At 36.1% G+C, this 21,284-nt stretch carries 24 protein-coding genes; 8 read left to right on the top strand and 16 right to left on the bottom strand.

Annotated features, from left to right (window positions below; genetic code table 11):
• Positions 1 to 20 precede the first annotated feature (20 nt).
• On the top strand, positions 21 to 824 hold the full coding sequence (locus ACKI2W_RS08500; RefSeq protein ID WP_407381161.1) for a winged helix-turn-helix transcriptional regulator: 804 nt from the start codon (positions 21 to 23) through the stop codon (positions 822 to 824).
• A gap of 1 nt (position 825) precedes the next feature.
• Here ACKI2W_RS08500 and ACKI2W_RS08495 read toward each other — a convergent pair whose 3' ends face one another.
• The gene (locus tag ACKI2W_RS08495) at positions 826 to 2,097 is read right to left on the bottom strand and encodes a DEAD/DEAH box helicase (RefSeq protein WP_407381159.1); all 1,272 of its coding nucleotides are present in this window, start codon (positions 2,095 to 2,097) and stop codon (positions 826 to 828) included.
• 84 nt (positions 2,098 to 2,181) lie between these two features.
• Between ACKI2W_RS08495 and ACKI2W_RS08490 the strand changes: the two genes are divergently transcribed.
• The 3 genes from ACKI2W_RS08490 to ACKI2W_RS08480 are packed head-to-tail and all read left to right on the top strand — an operon-like array spanning position 2,182 to position 4,822.
• Positions 2,182 to 2,766, top strand: coding sequence for a hypothetical protein (locus ACKI2W_RS08490; protein ID WP_407381157.1), 585 nt, complete (start codon positions 2,182 to 2,184; stop codon positions 2,764 to 2,766).
• Positions 2,767 to 2,776: 10 nt separating this feature from the next.
• Positions 2,777 to 3,460 carry a PD-(D/E)XK nuclease family protein gene (locus ACKI2W_RS08485; protein WP_407381155.1) on the top strand — a complete coding sequence of 228 codons (684 nt, stop codon included), beginning with the start codon at positions 2,777 to 2,779 and terminating at the stop codon, positions 3,458 to 3,460.
• 9 nt (positions 3,461 to 3,469) lie between these two features.
• Positions 3,470 to 4,822, top strand: coding sequence for a DUF6398 domain-containing protein (locus tag ACKI2W_RS08480; protein ID WP_407381153.1), 1,353 nt, complete (start codon positions 3,470 to 3,472; stop codon positions 4,820 to 4,822).
• Here ACKI2W_RS08480 and ACKI2W_RS08475 read toward each other — a convergent pair.
• The 7 genes from ACKI2W_RS08475 to ACKI2W_RS08445 form a co-directional block, all read right to left on the bottom strand.
• Positions 4,805 to 5,446 carry a hypothetical protein gene (locus ACKI2W_RS08475; RefSeq protein WP_407381151.1) on the bottom strand — a complete coding sequence of 214 codons (642 nt, stop codon included), beginning with the start codon at positions 5,444 to 5,446 and terminating at the stop codon, positions 4,805 to 4,807. The two genes, ACKI2W_RS08480 and ACKI2W_RS08475, sit on opposite strands and share 18 nt — an antisense overlap.
• 17 nt (positions 5,447 to 5,463) lie before the next feature.
• The gene (locus ACKI2W_RS08470) at positions 5,464 to 5,868 is read right to left on the bottom strand and encodes an RDD family protein (RefSeq protein ID WP_407381149.1); all 405 of its coding nucleotides are present in this window, start codon (positions 5,866 to 5,868) and stop codon (positions 5,464 to 5,466) included.
• A gap of 10 nt (positions 5,869 to 5,878) precedes the next feature.
• Entirely contained in the window at positions 5,879 to 6,898 is a 1,020-nt protein-coding gene (gene hypE, locus ACKI2W_RS08465; protein ID WP_407381147.1) for a hydrogenase expression/formation protein HypE, read from the bottom strand.
• 96 nt (positions 6,899 to 6,994) lie between these two features.
• Positions 6,995 to 7,372: a 30S ribosomal protein S8e gene (locus ACKI2W_RS08460; RefSeq protein WP_292799417.1), complete on the bottom strand. Its 378-nt coding sequence runs from the start codon at positions 7,370 to 7,372 to the stop codon at positions 6,995 to 6,997.
• Between the two features lie 162 nt (positions 7,373 to 7,534).
• On the bottom strand, positions 7,535 to 7,894 hold the full coding sequence (locus ACKI2W_RS08455) for a hypothetical protein (protein WP_407381145.1): 360 nt from the start codon (positions 7,892 to 7,894) through the stop codon (positions 7,535 to 7,537).
• A 76-nt stretch (positions 7,895 to 7,970) separates the two neighbouring features.
• Positions 7,971 to 8,900, bottom strand: coding sequence for a glycosyltransferase family 2 protein (locus ACKI2W_RS08450; protein WP_407381143.1), 930 nt, complete (start codon positions 8,898 to 8,900; stop codon positions 7,971 to 7,973).
• A 105-nt stretch (positions 8,901 to 9,005) separates the two neighbouring features.
• Positions 9,006 to 9,347 (bottom strand): hypothetical protein, encoded by a 342-nt coding sequence (locus ACKI2W_RS08445; RefSeq protein ID WP_407381141.1) that lies wholly within the window; start codon positions 9,345 to 9,347, stop codon positions 9,006 to 9,008.
• A gap of 193 nt (positions 9,348 to 9,540) precedes the next feature.
• Here ACKI2W_RS08445 and ACKI2W_RS08440 point away from each other — a divergent pair, with 193 nt between their 5' ends.
• The gene (locus ACKI2W_RS08440) at positions 9,541 to 10,221 is read left to right on the top strand and encodes a DNA polymerase domain-containing protein (RefSeq protein ID WP_407381139.1); all 681 of its coding nucleotides are present in this window, start codon (positions 9,541 to 9,543) and stop codon (positions 10,219 to 10,221) included.
• On the opposite strand, the gene ACKI2W_RS08435 is transcribed toward ACKI2W_RS08440, so the two are convergent.
• The 3 genes from ACKI2W_RS08435 to ACKI2W_RS08425 are packed head-to-tail and all read right to left on the bottom strand — an operon-like array spanning position 10,222 to position 13,247.
• Positions 10,222 to 10,917 carry a TIGR02253 family HAD-type hydrolase gene (locus tag ACKI2W_RS08435; RefSeq protein ID WP_407381137.1) on the bottom strand — a complete coding sequence of 232 codons (696 nt, stop codon included), beginning with the start codon at positions 10,915 to 10,917 and terminating at the stop codon, positions 10,222 to 10,224.
• 12 nt (positions 10,918 to 10,929) lie between these two features.
• On the bottom strand, positions 10,930 to 11,706 hold the full coding sequence (locus tag ACKI2W_RS08430) for an exodeoxyribonuclease III (protein WP_407381135.1): 777 nt from the start codon (positions 11,704 to 11,706) through the stop codon (positions 10,930 to 10,932).
• A complete protein-coding gene (locus ACKI2W_RS08425) occupies positions 11,706 to 13,247 on the bottom strand; it encodes a phenylalanine--tRNA ligase subunit alpha (protein WP_407381133.1) in 1,542 nt (513 codons plus the stop codon). Before ACKI2W_RS08425 ends, ACKI2W_RS08430 begins: the two co-directional genes overlap by 1 nt.
• Before the next feature lie 156 nt (positions 13,248 to 13,403).
• Between ACKI2W_RS08425 and ACKI2W_RS08420 the strand changes: the two genes are divergently transcribed.
• Complete coding sequence (locus ACKI2W_RS08420; RefSeq protein WP_407381131.1) at positions 13,404 to 14,765, top strand: MATE family efflux transporter; 1,362 nt, start codon at positions 13,404 to 13,406, stop codon at positions 14,763 to 14,765.
• A gap of 18 nt (positions 14,766 to 14,783) precedes the next feature.
• Here ACKI2W_RS08420 and ACKI2W_RS08415 read toward each other — a convergent pair whose 3' ends face one another.
• On the bottom strand, positions 14,784 to 15,029 hold the full coding sequence (locus ACKI2W_RS08415) for a hypothetical protein (RefSeq protein WP_407381129.1): 246 nt from the start codon (positions 15,027 to 15,029) through the stop codon (positions 14,784 to 14,786).
• 76 nt (positions 15,030 to 15,105) lie between these two features.
• Here ACKI2W_RS08415 and ACKI2W_RS08410 point away from each other — a divergent pair, with 76 nt between their 5' ends.
• Positions 15,106 to 16,314, top strand: a complete 1,209-nt coding sequence (locus ACKI2W_RS08410; RefSeq protein ID WP_407381127.1) for a chloride channel protein — start codon at positions 15,106 to 15,108, stop codon at positions 16,312 to 16,314.
• 9 nt (positions 16,315 to 16,323) lie between these two features.
• Here ACKI2W_RS08410 and ACKI2W_RS08405 read toward each other — a convergent pair whose 3' ends face one another.
• Positions 16,324 to 17,202 (bottom strand): triphosphoribosyl-dephospho-CoA synthase, encoded by an 879-nt coding sequence (locus ACKI2W_RS08405; RefSeq protein ID WP_407381125.1) that lies wholly within the window; start codon positions 17,200 to 17,202, stop codon positions 16,324 to 16,326.
• On the bottom strand, positions 17,199 to 18,203 hold the full coding sequence (hemB, locus tag ACKI2W_RS08400) for a porphobilinogen synthase (protein ID WP_407381123.1): 1,005 nt from the start codon (positions 18,201 to 18,203) through the stop codon (positions 17,199 to 17,201). Before hemB ends, ACKI2W_RS08405 begins: the two co-directional genes overlap by 4 nt.
• A 75-nt stretch (positions 18,204 to 18,278) precedes the next feature.
• On the opposite strand from hemB, the gene aroC reads away from it, so the two are divergent.
• Complete coding sequence (aroC, locus tag ACKI2W_RS08395) at positions 18,279 to 19,373, top strand: chorismate synthase (protein ID WP_407381121.1); 1,095 nt, start codon at positions 18,279 to 18,281, stop codon at positions 19,371 to 19,373.
• Here the strand turns inward: aroC and ACKI2W_RS08390 are convergent.
• Positions 19,363 to 20,295: an MBL fold metallo-hydrolase gene (locus ACKI2W_RS08390; RefSeq protein ID WP_407381119.1), complete on the bottom strand. Its 933-nt coding sequence runs from the start codon at positions 20,293 to 20,295 to the stop codon at positions 19,363 to 19,365. The genes aroC and ACKI2W_RS08390 overlap by 11 nt on opposite strands.
• 9 nt (positions 20,296 to 20,304) lie before the next feature.
• Complete coding sequence (locus tag ACKI2W_RS08385; protein ID WP_407381117.1) at positions 20,305 to 21,219, bottom strand: DUF2121 domain-containing protein; 915 nt, start codon at positions 21,217 to 21,219, stop codon at positions 20,305 to 20,307.
• Positions 21,220 to 21,284 lie beyond the last annotated feature (65 nt).

Below are 21,284 nucleotides of genomic sequence, written 5' to 3'. Positions count from 1 at the left end.
TATATGAGGAATGAATTTATATGAAAGCTTTTAAAAAAAGAGGTGCCTTGACTCATTTTCAAATTTTAAGTGAAATCTCTAAACAGGACCCACATCTCAAACAAAAAGATTTGGCTCAGACTTTAGGAATCACTATTCAGGCTGTTTCTGAAAACATCAAAACGTTAATTGAGTTAGGATACATCACTTCAAAAGATGGAAGATCCCCTTATAAAATAACCCAAAAGGGTATCGATAAAGTAAAAAGAGATGCGATAAGTTTAAGAAAATACTCAGATTCCGTTTTGGAAACTATGAATCATTACAAAACCATCTGGCCGGCTATTGCTGCAGATGATTTGAAAAAGGGTGATATCGTAGGTCTTTATATGGAAGACGGTGTTTTATATGCGCACCATGACGAGGAAAATGCGACCGGTGTTGTTTTAGAAGATGCTCAAAGTGGCTGTGATGTGGCATTGACTAATTTGACCGGTTTAATCGACATGACCATCGGTGAAGCTACCGTTATCAATTTACCTACAATAAAAGAAGGCGGATCCAACGCCGCTGACTTGAACTTAATCAGGGACGTTTATGAAAACGGTACTAAAAGCGGCGCTAAAATAGATAAGGTTGCAGTTGCAGGAACCATTTCCCGTGTCATAGCAGACAAACTGGATTTGACTATAGACATTGAATATGCTGCTCCTCAGGCAACAGCAAACGCTGCCCGTAAAGGTTTAAATGTTTTAGCATTATGTGTGGGCGACATGACTAAATCATTTGTACGTGAACTGGAAAACGAAAAAATCAAATATAACATTATCGATGGAAGAAAATAAATTATTTTTCTCTCATCATTTTTAATAATGCTGCCGCAATTTCAACAGAATCCATTTTAGATGAAGTAATTACATTAACATAATCATTTAAATCATTATTTTCAATTAAATTTTTAACTTCATCCAATATTTTCTTATTTTTTATTCGCTCAATTTCAGAATAGCTGGGAACTTTCCTGTTTTTAATGTTCAAATTATACTTTTTCCTGATTCTGACCAGATCATGAGCCTCATAGTTAGCAACAATATTGAAAGCGTAACCGGACTCTCCTGCACGGGCGGTACGGCCGATTCTGTGGATATAGTCTTCAGGATTCTGGGGAATATCATAGTTTACGACCACTTCCACCTCACTGACATCAATGCCCCTGGCCGCAATGTCGCTTGCCACCAAAATGGAAATGTTGCCGTTACGGAATTTGTTCATTACCTTATCCCTGACCTTTTGGGTCATGTCTCCATGAATGCTGTCCACCTTATATCCGTTGCGCTTAAGACTCCTGTAAACAAAGTCAACTCTGCGACGGGTATTGCAGAAAATAAGCCATAAGTTAAAGTCATAATATTCAATTAGCTTGCATAAGTCATCGATTTTATCCCTATCATCACTTTTAAAATAGAACTGCTTGATTTTAGGGATTGTTTTTTTAGTATCTGAAATTTTAATGAATTTTGGATTTTTCTGATATAGTTTAGTGATTTTCTTGATTTCATCAGGCATTGTAGCTGAAAAAAGTAAAGTTTGCCTTTGTTTTGGAGTGTATCTTAAAATCAGCTCGATATCTTCCCTAAAACCCATATCCAGCATTTCATCAGCTTCGTCCAAAACAACCGTTTCAACACCTATCAAATCAAGAGTTCCCCTTTCAATGTGATCAATTACACGTCCGGGAGTTCCCACTACAATGTGAACGCCCTTGTTCAATACTCTTATTTGACGGCCTATTGCCTGTCCGCCATAAACGGCTAATATCTTTACCTTATCCATATCCTTTGAAAGCTTTTTGATTTCATCGGCCACCTGCATGCACAGTTCCCTTGTTGGACATAAAATAATGGCCTGGGGAGATTTGTCCGGGACAAAAATCTTATTCAGCAGAGGTATTCCAAATGCCAAAGTTTTGCCTGAGCCTGTTTGAGCCTGGCCTATAATATCCCTCCCATTTAGAGCATCAGGAATTGCCTTATTTTGAATGGGAGTTAATTTATCAAAACCCATCCTGTTAATGGCACTTTTAATATCGTCATTTATTTTCAAATCATCAAAATTCATTATTTTTATATTTGAAAAAATTATTATTTATAATTTAAATATCTGAAAAACCAATATTATATTACCAAAAATGGGGATAATTTTATGGATAAGTCATCACTTGAAAATGTAGTTAATGAAATCAATACTGAGCAAATAATTAAAGAAAAGCTTGAAGCCAAGATTTCTGATGAAATCGACAGAAGAATCGAATCCGGAATGCATGACGAATACATCAGCAGCGAAGTTGAAAGAAGAATGCAGACTGATGAAGTTAAAAAAATCATTCGCAATCAAGTTGAAGAGCAGGTTAAGATTAAACTGGCAGAGGAAATGGCCGAACAGGTTACGGAAGATGTTGATGAAATATTATACTCACGTGAAAATGGTGAAACAATCAATGAGCGTGGAATTGACATTGGTCTTGAACAGGGCCGTCAGCAGGGAATAGAAATCGGCTTCAAGCAGGGATTTGATAAGGGAAAACAGGAAGGAATAGAAATTGGTCGTGAAGCTGGCTATGAAAAAGGTCTTGAAGAGGCCGGACCAGGCTCATACCAAAGAGGACTTGAAGACGGAAGAAAACAGGGCCTTGAAAGAGTTGCACGAACAATGTACAAGGACAACTATCCTCTTGAAGAGATTACAAAGTTGACAGGATTAATCTTGAAAAGACCTAACAGAAAATAGGAAAACCAGCATGGAAAATAAAGTCATAATAAATGAAAAGTACTCCAAGGAAAATCATCCCACGATTGAAGGTATTCAAATAATTGAAGGTAAAAACAATTTCCCCATTAGCTGGTTAAATCAGCAAGGTTATTGTGAATACCAGATATATCTCCAGTATATGAAAGGTATAAAAACATCACCTACAAGTGCTATACAAAAGGGAACCCATGTTCACAACAAGTTAGAAGAGAAATTCATGGAAGATGCAACACCCGCAACATTCGATGAAGTTGTTGAAATGTCAAAATCACAGGCAACAGTCTCAAGAGAATGCTTTGTCATATCCCCGGAACATGGAATAAGAGGTTTCATTGATGAAATCTGGATGACTCCTGATGAAATAGTGATAATTGATGACAAACCTGGCACCAGAGCATTTCCATCAACAATTAATCAGATGAGAGCATATTGCCTTGCCTTTAAAAGCATGACAAATGAAAAGCGTCCGATTAAAGGAGGGCTTCGCCAAAGGGGAAGCGACACTATCTTCTGGAGCGAAGAGTTTGATGACAATGCTGAAAAGCAGATCCTATTTACAATCAACAGAATGCATGCGCTTTTTGAAGGTCAAAAGCCGTTCATGGCAACCAAAAATCCGAACAAATGCAAATCCTGCAGATATCAAAGCTATTGTGAAGAATGTAAGATTTAAGTTGATAATATGAAAGACGAAAAAACGCAAATGAAACAGGAAAAGATTATTGAGTTAGTATCATCATTCTGTGATGAGAAACTTGATGACGAATATAAGCAGCTGAGTATCAAGTTAGTTGAAAAAATGGGAAGAAAACATGATGTTCCCTTTAAAAGAGGGAAGCTTGAAATCTGGGCAAGCGCTGTAATTTATGCCCTGGGACAGATTAATTTCCTTTTTGACAAGTCAAATGAACCTTATGCAGCGGCAGATGATATCTGTGATTATTTCAATACCAAGAAATCCACAGTATCAAACAAAGCAAGAGACATCAGGGAAATGTTTAATATGGGTCATTTTGACAGTGAGTTCTCATTAAGCAATATTCTTGAAAGCCAGCCTTCTTTTTACATTGATGAGGAAAGCGGAATGATAATACCTGAAGCATATATTGTCAATCCGATGGATTCATATTTCGATGAAGTCTATGCACAATTCGAAAAAGGAGAAATCGACAATGCAATAGCCATGCTTGATGCAATTGAAAAGGATAATCCGGAATATGAACGGGCCATGTTTTACAAGTCATTTATTTTAAATGCTAGTGGAATTGAAGATAACTCCTCAGAAATATTTCAGGAGTTTCTGTCAAATTTGGATGAAGATATTGATTTAAATGATTTATTAAAAGAAGAAGATGATGATGAATTTGATGAAAACAATCCTGAAGATTTATTTGAAATGGGAGAAATCTATTTTGACGAAGAAGAATATGAAGATGCCATCAAATATTTTGATTTGTCATTGAAAATTCTTCCGAATCCTGATGTGTTGGAATACAAAGCATATGCTTTAGCTGAACTTAAAAAATACAAAAAAGCATTGAAAACCATTGATAAAGCCATTAAAATGACTCCTGATGACGATACATTATGGGCGAGTAAAGGAAATATCTATATAATGCAAAGAATGTATAAACAAGCATTGAAATGCTATGACAAAGCCATTGAACTGGATAGCGAAGATATTGATTATTATATTTATAAATCAAAGGCCTATATTGAATTAGAGGATTATGAAAATGCAGAAAAAATGTTAGATATTGCAGAAAAAATTGACGGAGAAAACCCAGAATTATTATGTGAAAAAGGAAAATGTCTACTTTTACAAGAAAAACCAGAAGAAGCCTTAATTTATTATGATAAATGCTTATCCATTGATGATGAATATGAAGAAGCATTATTATTCAAAGCCTTAGACTGTTCTGTATTAGATATGGAAGAAGAAGCAGATAAATGCATTGAAAAACTTGCAGAAATAAATCCATTATTATTGTATAGTTTAGATCAGTTATTTGAAGATTCAGATGACTCTATTTAATCCTAGATACAGCTTATTTTTCTTATACATTTTATCCAGGATTTCATTCCATTCTTCAACGGTAATCCTTCCCTTATTCGGAATCAAAGAATCAAGGGAAGATTCATTAATGTTTAAAATATCAGATAAGATATGTGCCAGGGTTTTACCGGTCAGTGAGAGTTCATAAGGGTCATAACCTGTGACCATCAATACCCACACATTATCCTTTGAAGAACTGTTATATTCCTTTTTAAGGGCATCATACCAGTGAGTAATCTTATTTTGGCTGTCTCCAACTTCACCGTCACCCACTGAGATATAATATCCTTCATCTGAAAATTCGATAGTATTTATTGCATCAGATATTTTAGAGTTAAGTTCCGGTGATCCGATTTCCAATTCAAATTCATTGTTTGTAATATAATCCCTAAGATAGTTTTCCACTTCCTTATGGTTTTTAAAATAACCAACGGGTTCCAATCTGTCGGGATCCCTATCACACAAATCATAAATCAGATCTTCGTCGACATCATATATTTCATATCCATCAAGCTTATGTGACTGATACGGTTTGAAGTCAAGACAGTAATTTTCCAAATCGTCCTTGTTTAAATACCACAGAACCTGCACTCTTTTAATCATATGAATCATCAGTTAAATTATTCAATTTCGTTTACAACAATAGTTTTTGTAAATACGCCCAGAATTCTTTCATTACGTCTTATAATTTTTCCGATAGCCCAGTCAAATATTATCGGGAACCAGAATATTTTAGTCAGATTTCTGATAATTGCCTGAATCCAGGATATCGGATAACCGTTTCTGGAAATAACACGCAAATACATTAATGCCTTACCGACGGTTGCTCCCTTAACTTTTTCCAAAACAATGAAATAAGCTAAAATCAATACCGGAACAACATATGGGAAGTACATGTAAACTGTAAATGAACCATACGGATTAACAAATATTGATAACAAATATGAAACAATCCACATAAATGCTGAAACTACAAAAAAATCAATTACATATGCAAGTACCCTTCTTGTAAACATACTGGCCATAATTAACACCTCAACATACTCTAGGAACCGGATCTGCTATAGGGGCTTCAAGAATACGTTCCCCGCCGATTGGAGTATTGACAATTACGTATTCGCCTTCAACAACTTCACCTATAATGGCTGCATTTTCACCATATTTTTCGCCTTTAATAGCTTCAAGAACTTCTTCCGCCTTGTCCGGCTTAACGCCCATTACAACTTTACCTTCATTGGCCACTTCAAACGGATCAATACCCAACATTTCGGAAACTGCATGAACCTCTTCACGTATTGGAATTGCATCCTGTTCCAAAACAATACCGTTTCCTGATTTGGAAGCCATTTCATTGATGGCATTGGCAAATCCTCCACGGGTAGGGTCTTTCATAGCTGTAACTCCACCAACATCCAAAGCTTTTTTAACTATATTCCACATAGGAGCCACATCTGATTTCAAGTCAGTGTCAAAGCCGAATCCTTCCCTGAAAGACATTAAACTCATACCATGGTCGCCCAAGCTACCTGTGACAATGATTTTATCCCCAACTTCAAGTCCGCTGTCACGGATTACTTCACCTTTTTTGGCTATACCTATACCTGTTGTAACCATAACAATACCGTCAAGCTTATCCTGAGGCATTACTTTCGTATCACCCGTGATAACTGCCACATCGACCTCTTCACAGGTTTCATTTAAGGATTTCATTATTTTATCCAAATCCTCAATCGGGAAACCTTCCTGCATAATGATGGCATTGGAAATAGCTAAGGGTTTTGCGCCCATTACGGAAACATCGTTGATAGTTCCGGCAGCTGAAATTCTGCCTATATCTCCGCCAGGGAAGAACAATGGATCAATAGTATGACCATCTGTTGTCATAACAATTTCGTAATCGCCAAGAGGAATTGATGCACCGTCATCCAAAGCATCTAAACTAATTCCTCCATTCACACTCTTTTTGGTAATATTATCCAATACGGTGGAAGCGATTAAATTAGCCATTACTTCTCCACCGGCACCGTGATTCATATTAATTTTATCATCTGACATTATATCGCCTTATTAGAAATATATGTTAAAACAAGTATATTAAATTTAGTTAAAAAAAATTTGAAAAAAAAGAGAATTAAAGATAAATTAATATCTTTAGATTAAAATTCCGTTAACAACACCATCCTGACCAGGTCTGGATGTTACTTTAGCATTACCTTCAGGAGTTTCTACAACTGCACCTTTGGTAATGATGTTCCTTCTTACGTAGTTTGGGTTTGCGTTGTTTTCGATTACTCCTAAAATATCGGTAAGTTGAGTTTTACCAGATTTTACATCAGTTAAATTGATTTTGTTAGCAGCAGCTAACCTGAGTTTTTCATTTCCGCCACGAGTACGGATTTTTCTTAAGTTTTTGTCGTCTACTCTAGTTTCAGCAGGATCTCTACCTAATTCTGATTTCCTTTTTCCACGGTTTGCAACATTTCTTGCACCGGATGGACTTCTAGTTGATTTTCCTTGAGAAATTGCCATTATTTCACCTAATAAATATAATAAATTAAATAATAATCGCTGTCAATAAGCCTCTTTTCAGTAAATCATTGGACAAGAAAATAACAATTTACATTATGAGAGCAAAAAAGAGCCTTAATGAATAATGATAATAAAATATTACTTTCTCATTATATATAAACTTTATTTTTTCGTGTCATTTTTCTCTTCTTGAGTGACAAATGAAAATTTTAGATTGCAATTAGGACAGTAATTTTCATTCAACAAACTAGTGCCACACATAGGACAGGTATCTGAAGACATCGGCAAATATTCCAATTCATTTTCAGAAGCCAGAATATTATCCGAAATACCAGATTTTCCACCTTTTTTGGATCTGTTAAGTATGCCGTCAACGACATTATCAAAATCCTTCTCGCTGATTGCGCTATCTTCAGTTGCCTTTAAAATCTTTTCTATATCGTCATCAGTGATTCTGTCGCCCAAAACATCTTTCAGCAGATTAATTAAATCATTGTCTTCAATATAATATTCTTCAGCCATAAAATTCATCCCCAAAATATTATATGTATGAAGTAGTTTATATTATTTTTCTAAACAAAATTAAGAAAAAAATTAATTAATCATCATCTTTATTCATATTTAACAATAATAAATGATGCTGGAACCTTTCATCATGCTGCTTTTGAAGCACATGCAAAAGAACTCCTATGAAAAATATGATTACGGCAACAATAACGACCGTTGAGATAACAATCAGTGTAGGTATCTTTAAAACATAACCTGAACTGAAATACATCAATAAAATCGGGAAAAAGTATATTCCGGCAATTATCAGAAGAACAGCTGATATTGATGAAAAGAACAATAATGGTTTTTTATCACGAATAAGGGCAATTATCATCTTAATTACTTTATAACCGTCCTTATATGTATTTAATTTGGATTCACTTCCTTCCATACGGTCACGATATTGGATTGGAATTTCGATAATGTTGAAACCGTTTCTCAATGCAAAAACACTCATTTCCGTTTCTATTTCAAACTCCTTGGATGAAATTGGAAATGATTTGACAAAATCAAAACTGAATGCCCTCATCCCAGTCATTATATCCTTCAAATCACTTGAAAAAAACAGATTGATTGATTTTTTAACCAATTTATTTCCCGTATTGTGGAACAGACGATCGTTTTCCTCAAAATAGGTTGAGGATAATCTGTCTCCGATAACCATGTCTGCCTTGCCATCCAAAACCAGTTTTTCAAACTCCAAAGCAGATTCTGCAGGATATGTATCATCACCGTCAACCATGATATAACAGTCTGCGTTGATATCCCTAAACATTGACTTAACTACATTACCCTTTCCCTGTTTATACTCATAACGAACAATAGCTCCATTTTCTCTGGCTATCTCATCGCTGCCGTCTGTAGAATTGTTATCATAAACATAAACATCCGCATGAGGCATTACTCTTTTAAAATCACTGACAACCTTGGCGATTGTTGCAGATTCATTATAGCAGGGAATTAATATAGCCGTTTTCATAATTACACAAAAAATAATTTAATATATAATATTTTTCTTTTCAACATATATAACATTAATGTCGAATCCAAAAAAAGAAATAGAATAGCAAAGCTATTCAAAAAATTAATTTGTATTCCATATTTCGGATATTTCAAAGCCGAAACGATTATCGGATTTCAATTTGAAAATCTTATTTGAGGATACGTAAATCTCAAAATCGATTTGTGAATCATCGGTATCTATAACAACAGCAACATTCGGATCTTCAAGAACTTCTTTTTCAACATTCAATGCTTTTGATGCGTCCCCAATGAAAAAAGATATTGGTTTATTGTTCTCATCAGTATTTAAAAAAATACCGTTGCCAATAGTATAATTGGCTATAAATCCATTTTTATCTATTATTTTACCTGCCAAAATATCATTTGTCTCATCATAACTTGTAATTAACTCTTTAGTTTTCATAATATCAAACCTCTATAAAATATTCTGTTCAATAACAAATATAAATTAACTGTTAGAGCATTTGAACAGTATTATTGCTTTTTTAGTGATAAAAAATGATTTGAGATATGAAAATTGTTCTGAGTCATAAATATTGTCCTCAGTGAAAACCTATTTTAAACATGATTATCAAAGTATAACATGGTGCTTGTGTATGGAAGATACAAATGAACAATTTGAATTAGAGGCTGAAATAAAATCCCAAGCTGAACTTTTTTTAAAGGATTTCAATTCAACACTTCCGGAAAGTATGGAACTTGAATATGAAGGATTTTATAGAAGAGGATTCTTTGTAACCAAAAAAAGATATGCCGTTATTGAAGACGGGGAAATAATAGCCAAAGGACTGGAACTGGTCAGAAGGGATTGGGCACCGATTGTAAAGCAGACACAAGAGGCAGTGCTTATGGCATTGCTGAAAGAAGGGGATTCAGACAAAGCCATCAATGAAGTTAAAAAAGTAATGAAAAGGCTTAGAAAAGGCGAAGTCGACAACAAGGAATTGGTGATCCATACACAAATCAACAAGCCGTTAAGCGAATACAAACAGGTCGGACCCCACGTGGTGGCTGCACAGATAATAGAAGACCACGGGATTAAGGTATCCCGGGGAACCATCATACAATATATAATTAAAAAAGGAAAGGGTTCAATTAGCCAAAGGGCAGTTCCTTACGAGTACAGTGAAGGCGTTGATTATGATAAGGATTATTATGTCAACAATCAGATAATTCCTGCCGTCGGACGTATAATGGAATCTCTTGGTTATTCAAAAAAAGATTTGCAAGACTTGTCTGTCGGTGAAAAACAGCAAAGCCTTGATGCATTTTTCTAGTTATAATATGGTATTTACATCACCGATATTATCAATAATGGTAATGTCCAGCTGTTCTTTTTTAATATATTGCCTGTCCTCTTCAGTAACATCGGAATTTACAAGAATAGCACTCATGCCTGCATTGACTGCACCTAAAGCATCTTCCCTGAATTTATTTCCAATCATCACTGACTTTTCAGGATCCCCGTTCATTTTTCTCAAGGCAACATCATAAATCAGTTTATCGGGCTTTTTATGGCCAACCTCTTCTGAAGTGATAACCTCATCAAAAAATGAATAGATATTAAGACGAACCAGTTTTTCCCATTGTTTGATAGTAATACCATTTGAAATAACGGCTAAGCGATACCCCTGACTTTTCAAATAGATTAATGTATCAATGGTATCGGCAAAAGGCCTTAAAAGCGCCATTTTAACGTTATGATAAGTAATCATTCCCAAAGCAACAAGCATCGGATCTTCATGACCCAAAACCACTTGAGTCAGTACATTGAAATGCTTACCATAGTTAGACCCTTTTTCACGGATGATAGTTTTTAAAACACCATAAGCCTCATCCTTATCCAAAGGCAATCCGTTATCCACCATTAATTCAATAGCTGCTTTTCTTGCAGTCTGTGCGAAAGTGGAAGTATCCAATAATGTATCGTCTACATCAAAAAATACTACACGATCATCATCATTTCTCATCATATTCGGACCTCATTATTCAAATTCAAGTTCTAAAGTGACCGGACAATGGTCAGAACCGTAAATGTCATTTAAGATTTTAGCAGATTTAACTTTATCTTTAATTTCTTCGTTAACATAAAAGTAATCAAGTCTCCAACCGGCATTCCTTTCACGGGCACGGGTACGATAGCTCCACCAGGTGAAATTGTTCTCTCCTTCATCAAAGAGACGAAACGTATCGATGAAACCTGCTTTTTCGAGCTCATCCAGCCATGCACGTTCTTCCGGAAGATAACCTGATTTTCCTTCACAGTTTTTAGGATTGTAAACATCAATCGGATGATGTGCAATGTTATAATCTCCGGTGATTACAAGATTTTTTCCCTGGCTTTTGAGCTGTTTAAGCTCATCAAGTAAAGCATCACAGAATGCTACCTTGAAATCAAGACGCTTTGCATTCATTCCGCTGTTCGGGAAATAGATATTATATAATATGAAATCGTCATATTCTATTTTTAAAACCCTTCCTTCACTGTCAAGCTCCTCAATGCCCAATCCACGGGTTACATTTACCGGATTGATTTTGGAATATGTTGCAACACCACTATATCCTTTCTTTTCGGCCTCATTAAAGTGGGACTCATACTCATCGACTTCTGTTAATTTCTTAGGAATATCCTCTTTAGTGGCTCTCACTTCCTGGAAATTGATAATATCCGCATCAGTACTGTCAAACCAATCCCAGAATTCATCTTTTTTGGATACTGCCCTGATTCCATTTACATTCCAAGAAACTAACTTGATAGTCATTATAATTTCACTCCATTATCCAATTTCAGTTCACGAAGCCATTTGATGTCACTTTTGTAAAGCATACGGATATCAGCCACATCATATCTGATCATGGCCAGTCTTTCAATACCCAAACCGAATGCAAGTGCAGGCTGGTTGATTCCGAGAGGTTTAAGTACTTCAGGCCTGAACATTCCGGACCCTCCAAGCTCGATCCAGCTTTCCTTTTCCTCCAGATAAATTTCGGTTTCGGTAGATAAGTAAGTGTAAGGGAAATAAGCTGGTCTGAACCTTACTTCAAATCCTAACTTTTTATAGAATTCTTTTAAAGTTCCTAAAAGATTTTGATAGCTGATTCCTTCACCGCAGACAAGTCCTTCAACCTGGTGGAATTCAGGCAAGTGCTTATAGTCAAAAGTTTCTCTTCTGAACACTCTGCCGACTGAAAACATCTTGATTGGAGGTTCATGCTCAAAGAGGTGTTTTGTTGAAATTCCAGTTGTGTGGGTTCTTAAAACGCTTTGGCGTGCAATGTCTTCACTCCAATCGTATTGCCAACCGATAGAACCGGTATCTGCACCTGTTTCGTGAGTCTCAGCAGTTACTTTAACGATATCGCCGTCAGGCAAGTCACAAGTTAGAGGATTTTTAAGATAGAACGTGTCCTGCATTTCACGGGCAGCATGGTCCTGTGGCTGGAAAAGAGAATCAAAGTTCCAGAATGCTGATTCCACAAACTCACCATTGTCTTCTGAAAAACCCATGTTCAGAAATATTTCACGAATCTCATCAATGATGACCCTCAACGGATGCTTTTTACCTGCAAATATGACTGGCGCTTCGGCATTAATGTCATATGGACGATACTGTAAGCTTTTCCATTCTCCATCTTTTAGCTGTTGGTGTGTTAACTGAGTAGCTTGTTCCTGTATTGTGAATCCTTCTTTTAGAATAGCTTCACCTTTAGGTAATAGTTTAAAAGAGTGTGAGGTCTCTTTTTCAACTTTTAAAATATTTTTTCTTCCGGTGAGCTTTTTAAAACCATCCATCAAATCGTCAGCAAAGAATTTGACTCCGTCCGCATTGGTTTTAAGATAATCCAAAACCCTTTCGTCAACATCGACTTTGGATGCGAAATCCTTACCGAAATCAGTGATGTTTACTACACCCTTATCAATATCTGCCCAGTTTTTACGGCGAAGCCATCCGATAGCAATATTTGCCTCTTTTTTGTCGATTCCTGTTTCACTGGCCAAATCCTTCATGTGAATTTGGTGCTTTTCGGCCAGAACATCCAATATTTTCCTTTCAGGAAGGCCTTCTTCAGCGTATTTAAGCCCGTCATCGGTCAGGGAATAGGTTTCCTGAACTTCCTTGTCCACTTCAATAATGTCTTTTGAAGCAAGTGAACCTGCAGCACTCATGACTGATTTGATGTCCATTCCCGCATTTTGAGCTATTTCTTCAGGAGTTGCATGCGGATTAGCTTCCAATTCTTTTAAAAGTTTCTTTTCATAAATATGTAATTCATTAATGGTTTTTTTAATATCCTCACTCATTTAAACACCATACTAATTATCATTAATAATAGTATAATATATATTTAAATTAATTAATAAAAGTATTGAAAAATTGGTGTCAAAAAGGGATTTTTTGAAATTTCCAATCAAAATATATATAAAACATTGACACAAGTTATCTATGAGTAGATTATTATGGAAGCCAACGAAGACATTAACTTAATTGTAAATCATCCGAAAAAGGCAATCAACAAGCTGGCCCTGCCTATTATCATAAGTAACCTCTTCATGATGATGAACAACATCATTGACGGAATTTGGGTTGCGGGATTAGGTCCGGGACCTCTTGCGGCTGTGGGATTTGTAACACCACTTTTTTTGGCAATGGTAGGTTTTGCAAACGGGCTTGGAGCGGGTTCCAACAGTCTGATTGCCAGATATATCGGAGCAGAAGACTATGAAAGTGCGGGAAACAGTGCAATTCACTCAATAATGCTAAGCATAATCGTGACAGTTATTGCAACGATTGCCCTTATTCTGGTTTTAAAGGAACTGCTGTTAATTATGGGTGCTGAAGAAGTGCTTGGTGAAGCATTAACCTACGGATACATCGTGATTGCAGGAGTTTTCTCAATATTTCTCCCAGCAATGATGGCTGCGATATTCAGGTCACAGGGAGAAATCAAAAGGGCATCATATCCACTGATGCTGACTGCAATAATAAACATGATTCTCGATCCAATATTCATTTACACATTGGGCTTGGGAGTAGGGGGAGCTGCTATAGCGACAGTTCTGGCCGGAGCGCTATCAATGATTCCAATGATGTATTGGATGTTTGTCAAAAAAGACAGCTTTCTGGAAATCAGGATGAGCGAATACAAAACAAATCTGACAATTTATAAGGACATTCTGGTTGTGGGAATACCAGCAAGCCTGGAACAGTTCATCATATCATTCGTATCAATTCTTATGAACTACTGGCTGACAATACTTGCAGGAACAGTAGCAGTGGCAGCATATACGGCCACATGGAGACTTGTTTCAGTTGGAATTGCACCTATGATCGGTATTGGTATAGCTGCACTTACAGTTGGCGGAGCGGCCTACGGCGCCCGTAATTACGACAACATGAAAACAGCACTCAATTATGGTGTGAAATTGGGTCTGATATCCTCAGTGATTATCTGCGCTTTCTTCTTTATCTTTGCAGAACCGTTGTCTTTTATATTCTCATATTCAACAGACAGTTCTGTTTTAGCCCCTAGGGTTGTAGATGCACTGCGCATACTATGTTTCTTTTTACTATTGATGCCTTTGGGAGTTATGGCTGGAAACCTGTTCCAAAGTATGGGAAAAGGAACAATATCCCTTGTTCTGACAGTACTCAGGTCATTTATCCTTGAAGTGATATTTGCAGGATTGTTCGGATTCGTTTTCGGCCTTGGAGATATTGGAATTTATGCAGGTCTTGTTACCGGAATGGCTGTCGGTTCGCTAATCGGATACATCTACATCAATTATTATCTGAATAAACATAGAATCTACTTCAAGTAGCTTCACCAAACATCACCATTAACTATTTTCTAATTTAGATATTCTTTTTTCCAAATCTTTTAAAGTTAATTTTGTCACATTATCCAAATTCCCGCTTTCAAAATTGTCTATTTCATCATTATAACATTTAGCCTGATTATCTGAGAATTCTTCATAGTAACTGATTAAAAATATTATAACATCATCAAAAGTATCATTTTCTGATGCAAGTTCAGACAAAATACGATAATTATCTTCGAAAATCTCAATGGTTTTGGTCATCATGTATTAAGCTATACTCAGAATAACATAAATAGTTAATTCAACAAAGAAATTTTTAATTATTGATGGGGAATATCTGATGGATTTGAAAAATAATTTGCTATTAAAAATATATACTGTAATAATTGGAATCATTGCAGGGGCAATTATCTGGTGTTTCATAAGAGGCATGAATTTCGGAATTCACTTTTTATGGGACTACCTGCCGGGATTGATTGATTTTAAGTATTATACCATAATTGTATGTCTAATTGGCGGTCTTCTGATTGGTCTGTGGAAAAACAAATACGGAGACAGTCCCGAAGAGTTGAATGAAGTAATAAAAACAGTTAAAAAAGACCACAGATATTCCTATAACAATATTTTTTCATCCACAGTTTCCGCAATACTGCCACTGATTCTTGGTGCAAGCGTAGGGCCTGAAGCTGGATTGACCGGCATAATTGCAGGATTGTTTACCTGGATTGGAGACAAACTGAAAATATTCAATGATGAGCTTGAGGAATTGGCCCATATCGGTATTACGGCAACATTAGGTACAATATTTGCCTCACCGATGTTCGGTTTTGTAGAACCGATTGAAAACGAGGAAAGCTCACTTCCAAAAACATCAAAAAATATATTATATTTTGTAGCCATTTTAAGTTCTTTTGGAATATTTATCCTTCTAAATCATCTGACACACAATCATGCTGGCCTGCATTCAATCGGAACAGCCACACCGGATAACCTCAATTATCTTGGGATAATACTGATGATAATTCTGGAAACTGTCCTTTCATATGTATATTTCATTAGCCATAAACTGTCCAAAACAGTATTCAAAAACCTTAAAGATAATTTTATCCTGAAAGGAGTTATCGGAGGATTGATACTTGGTATAATCGGGACATTGCTTCCATTGACAATGTTTTCAGGAGAGGAGCAGATTTATATTCTTATGGAGACCGGCGCACAGGTCGGAATAATAATCCTGATTCTGACAAGCATTATAAAAATAGTTCTAACCAATATCTGCATTGAAACTGGCCTTAAAGGAGGACATTTCTTCCCGCTGATATTTTCAGGAACTGCAATGGGCTATGCAATGAGCATTATTTTGAATATGGATCCAGTAATTTCAATGGCTATCACTACAACATCATTTATGGCAGGAATCTTAAGAAAGCCTCTTGCAGTCGTGCTGCTTTTAATAATCATATTTCCAATGAATCTGATTCCGCTGATGCTTGTATCAGCAGTCATACCTTGTCTAGTTGAAACACCAAAATTTTTAGATATAAATTAAAAAAAGAAGTTATTCGAAGTTAGACTTCAAATAACTGACAAAAATTGAAGCTGCAGTCAAATCAGCTGTTGTTCCTGGATTATAGTGATTTTTATATAGATAATCATCAAATTCAGAGACTTTTTGCTTGAAATCACTTTCATCCTTCAGATTTAGCAAATCTCTTGTCATCATGGAAATTTTTAAAGCCTCATCAGAGCCGTATTTTCTTGAAATTAATGTATCCGGAACCTGAGACAATATCGTTAAAAACGTCAGAAGGCATGCGTCATTTAATGATTTTTCCTCTTTAAGCTCATGGTAAGTTGGATAGCCTATTTCAAAAACAGCCGGCATGTCTGAAGTCATCTCACGGGCAAGCATGTCCCATGGAGCAGATATCTTCAAAACATCATACATAGTCTGGTTGTTTTCACGCAATTCGTTTTTGGCATTGTCTGATGCGACATCATACTCATCCTGGTCTCCCATTCCGCCTGCATCGGCAATGTTTATTGCATCATACAAGTCACATGCATCATCAACAGAAGTATTTGCCATTAATTTAACGATATTCGGACGGATTTCATCAAAATCATCACTTATGGCAGCAGCCACAGCTATCGGAGTGGTCATCATCACAATACCCAAGTTAGTGTTGTTTTTAATCCATCTGTCAGTTTCTGCAACTGCCTGCAGGATGTATTTTCCAAGCAACGGATTTTCAACGTCAACGTCAGTGCATGCTTCACGGATAGTATCTCCAATTACAATTCCGCTGATTACAAAGTCTTCAAAGACCATATCATCATAATCCCTGGTTCTGTGAACATTTCCCGGCTTTGGATATCCGCTGACTTCAAGAGCAGAAGCAATTTGAGCAATTTTAGCTATTTCAGAAGGATTCATTCTATCATGTCCTCTAAAAGCACTTTAGGTGCGAAGTTTGTGATAATCAAATCGGCACCTGCCCTTTTAATTGAAACAAGACTTTCCATTATTGCCCTTTCAGTCAGGTATCCTTTTTCAATTGCAGCCATAATCATTGAATATTCACCGCTTACATTATATGCAACCAGAGGCAACATAAATTCATCCTTAACTGTTCTTACAACATCAAGATAAGGCAAAGCAGGTTTTACCATTAAAAAGTCGCAGCCTTCAATCACATCCAATTCACATTCACGAATAGCTTCAACAGCATTTGCAGGATCCATCTGATAGCTTTTCCTATCCCCTTTATGAGGTGATGAACATGCTGCCTGACGGAAGGGTTCATAGAAAGCTGATGCATATTTTGCAGAATATGACATTATCATGACATTATAATATCCGTTTTCATCCAAAGCCTGTCTGATAGCCCCAACTCTTCCATCCATCATGTCGGAAGGAGCTACAATATCAGCACCCGCACGTGCATGGGACAGTGCCACTTTTTCAATGTATTCCAATGATTCGTCATTCAATATTTCGATTCCGTCATCAGTGTCATCATTCTGCTTGATTAAACCGCAATGTCCGTGAGAAGTGTATTGACATAAGCAGACATCACTAATTACGACCAAATTGGTCTGCTTTTTAAGTTCACGGATAGCCTTTTGAACGATTCCTGTATCTGCATAATCCGGAGTTGCGATTTCATCCTTTTCATCTTCCGGAGGGATACCGAAAACAATGATTGATTTCAAACCTTTTGTTTCAAGTTTTTTTGCAAATTCGACTCCACTTTCCAAAGAATACCTGTATTCGCCTGGAAGAGATGAAATTTCTTCTTTTTCATCACCTTTAAGTTCCTGTTTAAAATAAATCGGATAAATTAAATCTTCCTTTTGAAGTTTTGTTTCACGTACAATGTCACGAATTTTTGAGTTTTTTCTTAATCTTCTCATTCTTGTAATTGGAAACTGCATTTTATTTCACCTTGTATTAATATTACAAATTAAAATTATTTAAGTATTAATACTTTAAATTAAATATAATTTAGTATGTCAAACAAAATTGGGGAAAAATTTCAAATTACAAGCTTTGGTTCAAGCCACGGGACTGCAGTAGGTGCAGTTATCGACGGATGCCCTGCAAATCTTGAACTGAACGTTGAAGATATTCAAAAGGAATTGGATAAAAGGAAACCTGGCACAAGCAGCGTGACCACACCTAGAAAAGAATCTGATGAAGTCCAGATATTGTCAGGAATTTTTGAAGGAAAAACAGATGGAACACCAATAACAGGAGTCGTATTCAATAAAAACCAGCACTCCAAAGACTATTCAATGTTCAAAGATACGCCACGCCCTTCCCATGGGGACTATGGCTGGATGACAAAATACGGAAATTACGATTACAATGGCGGAGGCCGTGGAAGCGGCAGAGTAACCATCGGACATGTTATTGGAGGAGCTGTTGCCAAAAAGCTCCTGAAAACCAAAAACATAGAAATCATTTCACATGTAACTCAAATCGGAGACATTAAAGCTGAAAAATTATCATTTGATGAAATCAAAAGCAACATTGCAAAAAATCCTGTTCGCTGCGGTGATTTGAAAGCCGCAAAAGAAATGGAAGCGTTAATTATTGCTAAAAAACAGGAAGGCGACTCTGTTGGAGGAATTGTGGAAACGATTGCAGTTAATGTTCCTGCTGGGCTTGGTGAACCTGTCTTTGAAAGGCTTGACGGCGATTTGGCTAGAATCCTGATGAATATCGGTGCCGTTAAAGGCGTTGAAATAGGTTTGGGCTTTGATGTTGCAGACAAATATGCATCCGAAATCAATGACGAATATTACATTGAAAATGATTCTATAAAAACCAAAACAAACAATTCCGGAGGAATTATCGGCGGAATGAGCAATGGAATGCCGATTATATCAAGAATTGCAATAAAACCAACCCCATCCATTTCCAAATGTCAGAACTCAATTGATTTGGAAAGAATGGAAAATAAAAAAATAGAAATAAAAGGAAGACACGATCCTTGCATATGTCCAAGAGTAACTGTTGTTGCCGAATCTTCAACTGCAATAGTCTTGGCAGACCATATGATTCGCTCAGGATTTATTAATCCGAGCAAACTCAATGATTAGATCTTTTATTCATATATGAAAATTCATCAGTTTCCCCATTTTTTATTGCAAGCCTGTTTGTATTTCTCCTTTCAAAACGAGACAAATTATTATTAGATCCATGGAAAGGCGCATCCACATCTTTAAGTGACATTATACGTGCCCTTGCAGGATTGTTGAAATTAATGTCAAGTGCCATTCCATCAAATGCAGCTAAAGTTTTAACCCCAGTTAATCTGGTTATTCTTTTAGCCTCACCAATAGGATTATTGGAAATCATTTTAAGACCTAAATGAGTCATTATAGCCAATTTAGGTTTAATTTCTTTCAATAGCTTAATAAATACATGGGAACACAAGTGACCTTTAATTGATTTTCCACCAGGACGCAATACGCTGGCTATAAAAACATCAGCACCTTCGTGTGCTTCAACCAATTCCGGAAAATAAGCAGTGTCTGAAGTATAAGATATTTTAAAATCCTTATATTCCATCTGAAAACCTATACCCACAGGATCACCATGTCTTGTAGGGGTGGCTCTGATTAAACAGTTATCAAAATACCTAACATCGCCGGATTCCATTTCCATTATATCAGACTGACTTTGATGATATTTAGAAATGCATGGCCCCCACTTTTCAAAACCTGACAAAACACTTTTTGCACCTATGATATGACCATTTTTCTGTGTCATTCCACGAGTCATTGCCTCAATCAATATTTCAGCATCGTTATAATGGTCAGTGTGCGCATGAGATACAAAGATTCCATCGATATTTCTTGGATCAAGCCCGAATTGATATGTTCTGACTAAAGCGCCTGGGCCCGGGTCGATATGATAATTTCTTCCACCCAGATTATCAATTCTAAATCCACCAGTCATCCTTCTTTGGTTGATGGCGGAAAATCTCCCACCACCAGTTCCTAAGAATATTAATTTCATTTAGCTTCCTCAAAGTGAACATAGGATAATATTACAGGACAATGGGGATTTATTTCTTTTAAGACATAAAACTTCATCTTTGATAATGACTTTATCTCCAATTTTGATATCATCAGTTTCGGCAAACATGATAACATTATGATTAGGACCTGCTAACGGTTTCCAATTAAAATTGAATGCCTGAGTTTTATCATTTAACTTAACTTCAATCATTTTCCCGTCAATTGATTCAACCTTACCGATTGGCCCTTCATCAATGATTTTATTGGCCAATTCAATTTCTCTTGTTTTCTGAATCATTTCTTCAGTTAACTGTTGCCTGTATTTAGTTAAAACTTTGATATCTGCATCAATTGTCATATTTAGATGTTTTTGAGCTTCAGAAGCTGTAAAATTAGGCTGTTGAATTAAAATATCGAATTCCTTGCCTATCGTAGGTGTTTTTTTAGAAATCTCAGTTAGGATGTCCTCAAAAATATCACCCATCAGCCTTAAACTGTGTGAAGCTTTCCATCTTCTTTGAATTAAAGTTTCAGCCTGCTTTTTAGCATAGTCATTTCCAAATAAAATAATGCCCTTTTGCCCGGCATTACGGGATTTTGTTTCAGATCCGATTAATTCTACAATTTGATAACCGTTAGTGGTTCCGTAAATCCTTTTACGTTTTGTTTCATGAGTTCCTTTTGTACTTACTTCTCCTCTAACAGTATTTCCCACAATTCGCAGTTTATCAGCATCATCCGTTATTTTAATTGGAACATCAAGCTCTCTAGATCTTTTTAAAAGTTCATCATCAGTTGTAATACTTCCATCATATAATTCGTCTTCTAACGCTTGCCTATTGTTACCGAAATAAGCAATTCTTCTTTTATCACTGGCCATTACACAGCCTTTCTTTCCAACATATGCTATGATTAAACTCATAATCCTCCTCGCATTAATCAAATTATTTTAAAATATATTTATATATAATTTATATTAATTCTAAT

This window comes from Methanobrevibacter sp. (assembly GCF_045603845.1).
In the GTDB taxonomy this organism is placed as follows: Archaea; Methanobacteriota; Methanobacteria; order Methanobacteriales; family Methanobacteriaceae; genus Methanocatella.
The sequence above is the reverse complement of the archived record's forward strand: the minus strand, read 5'-3'. Positions and strand labels throughout refer to the sequence as shown.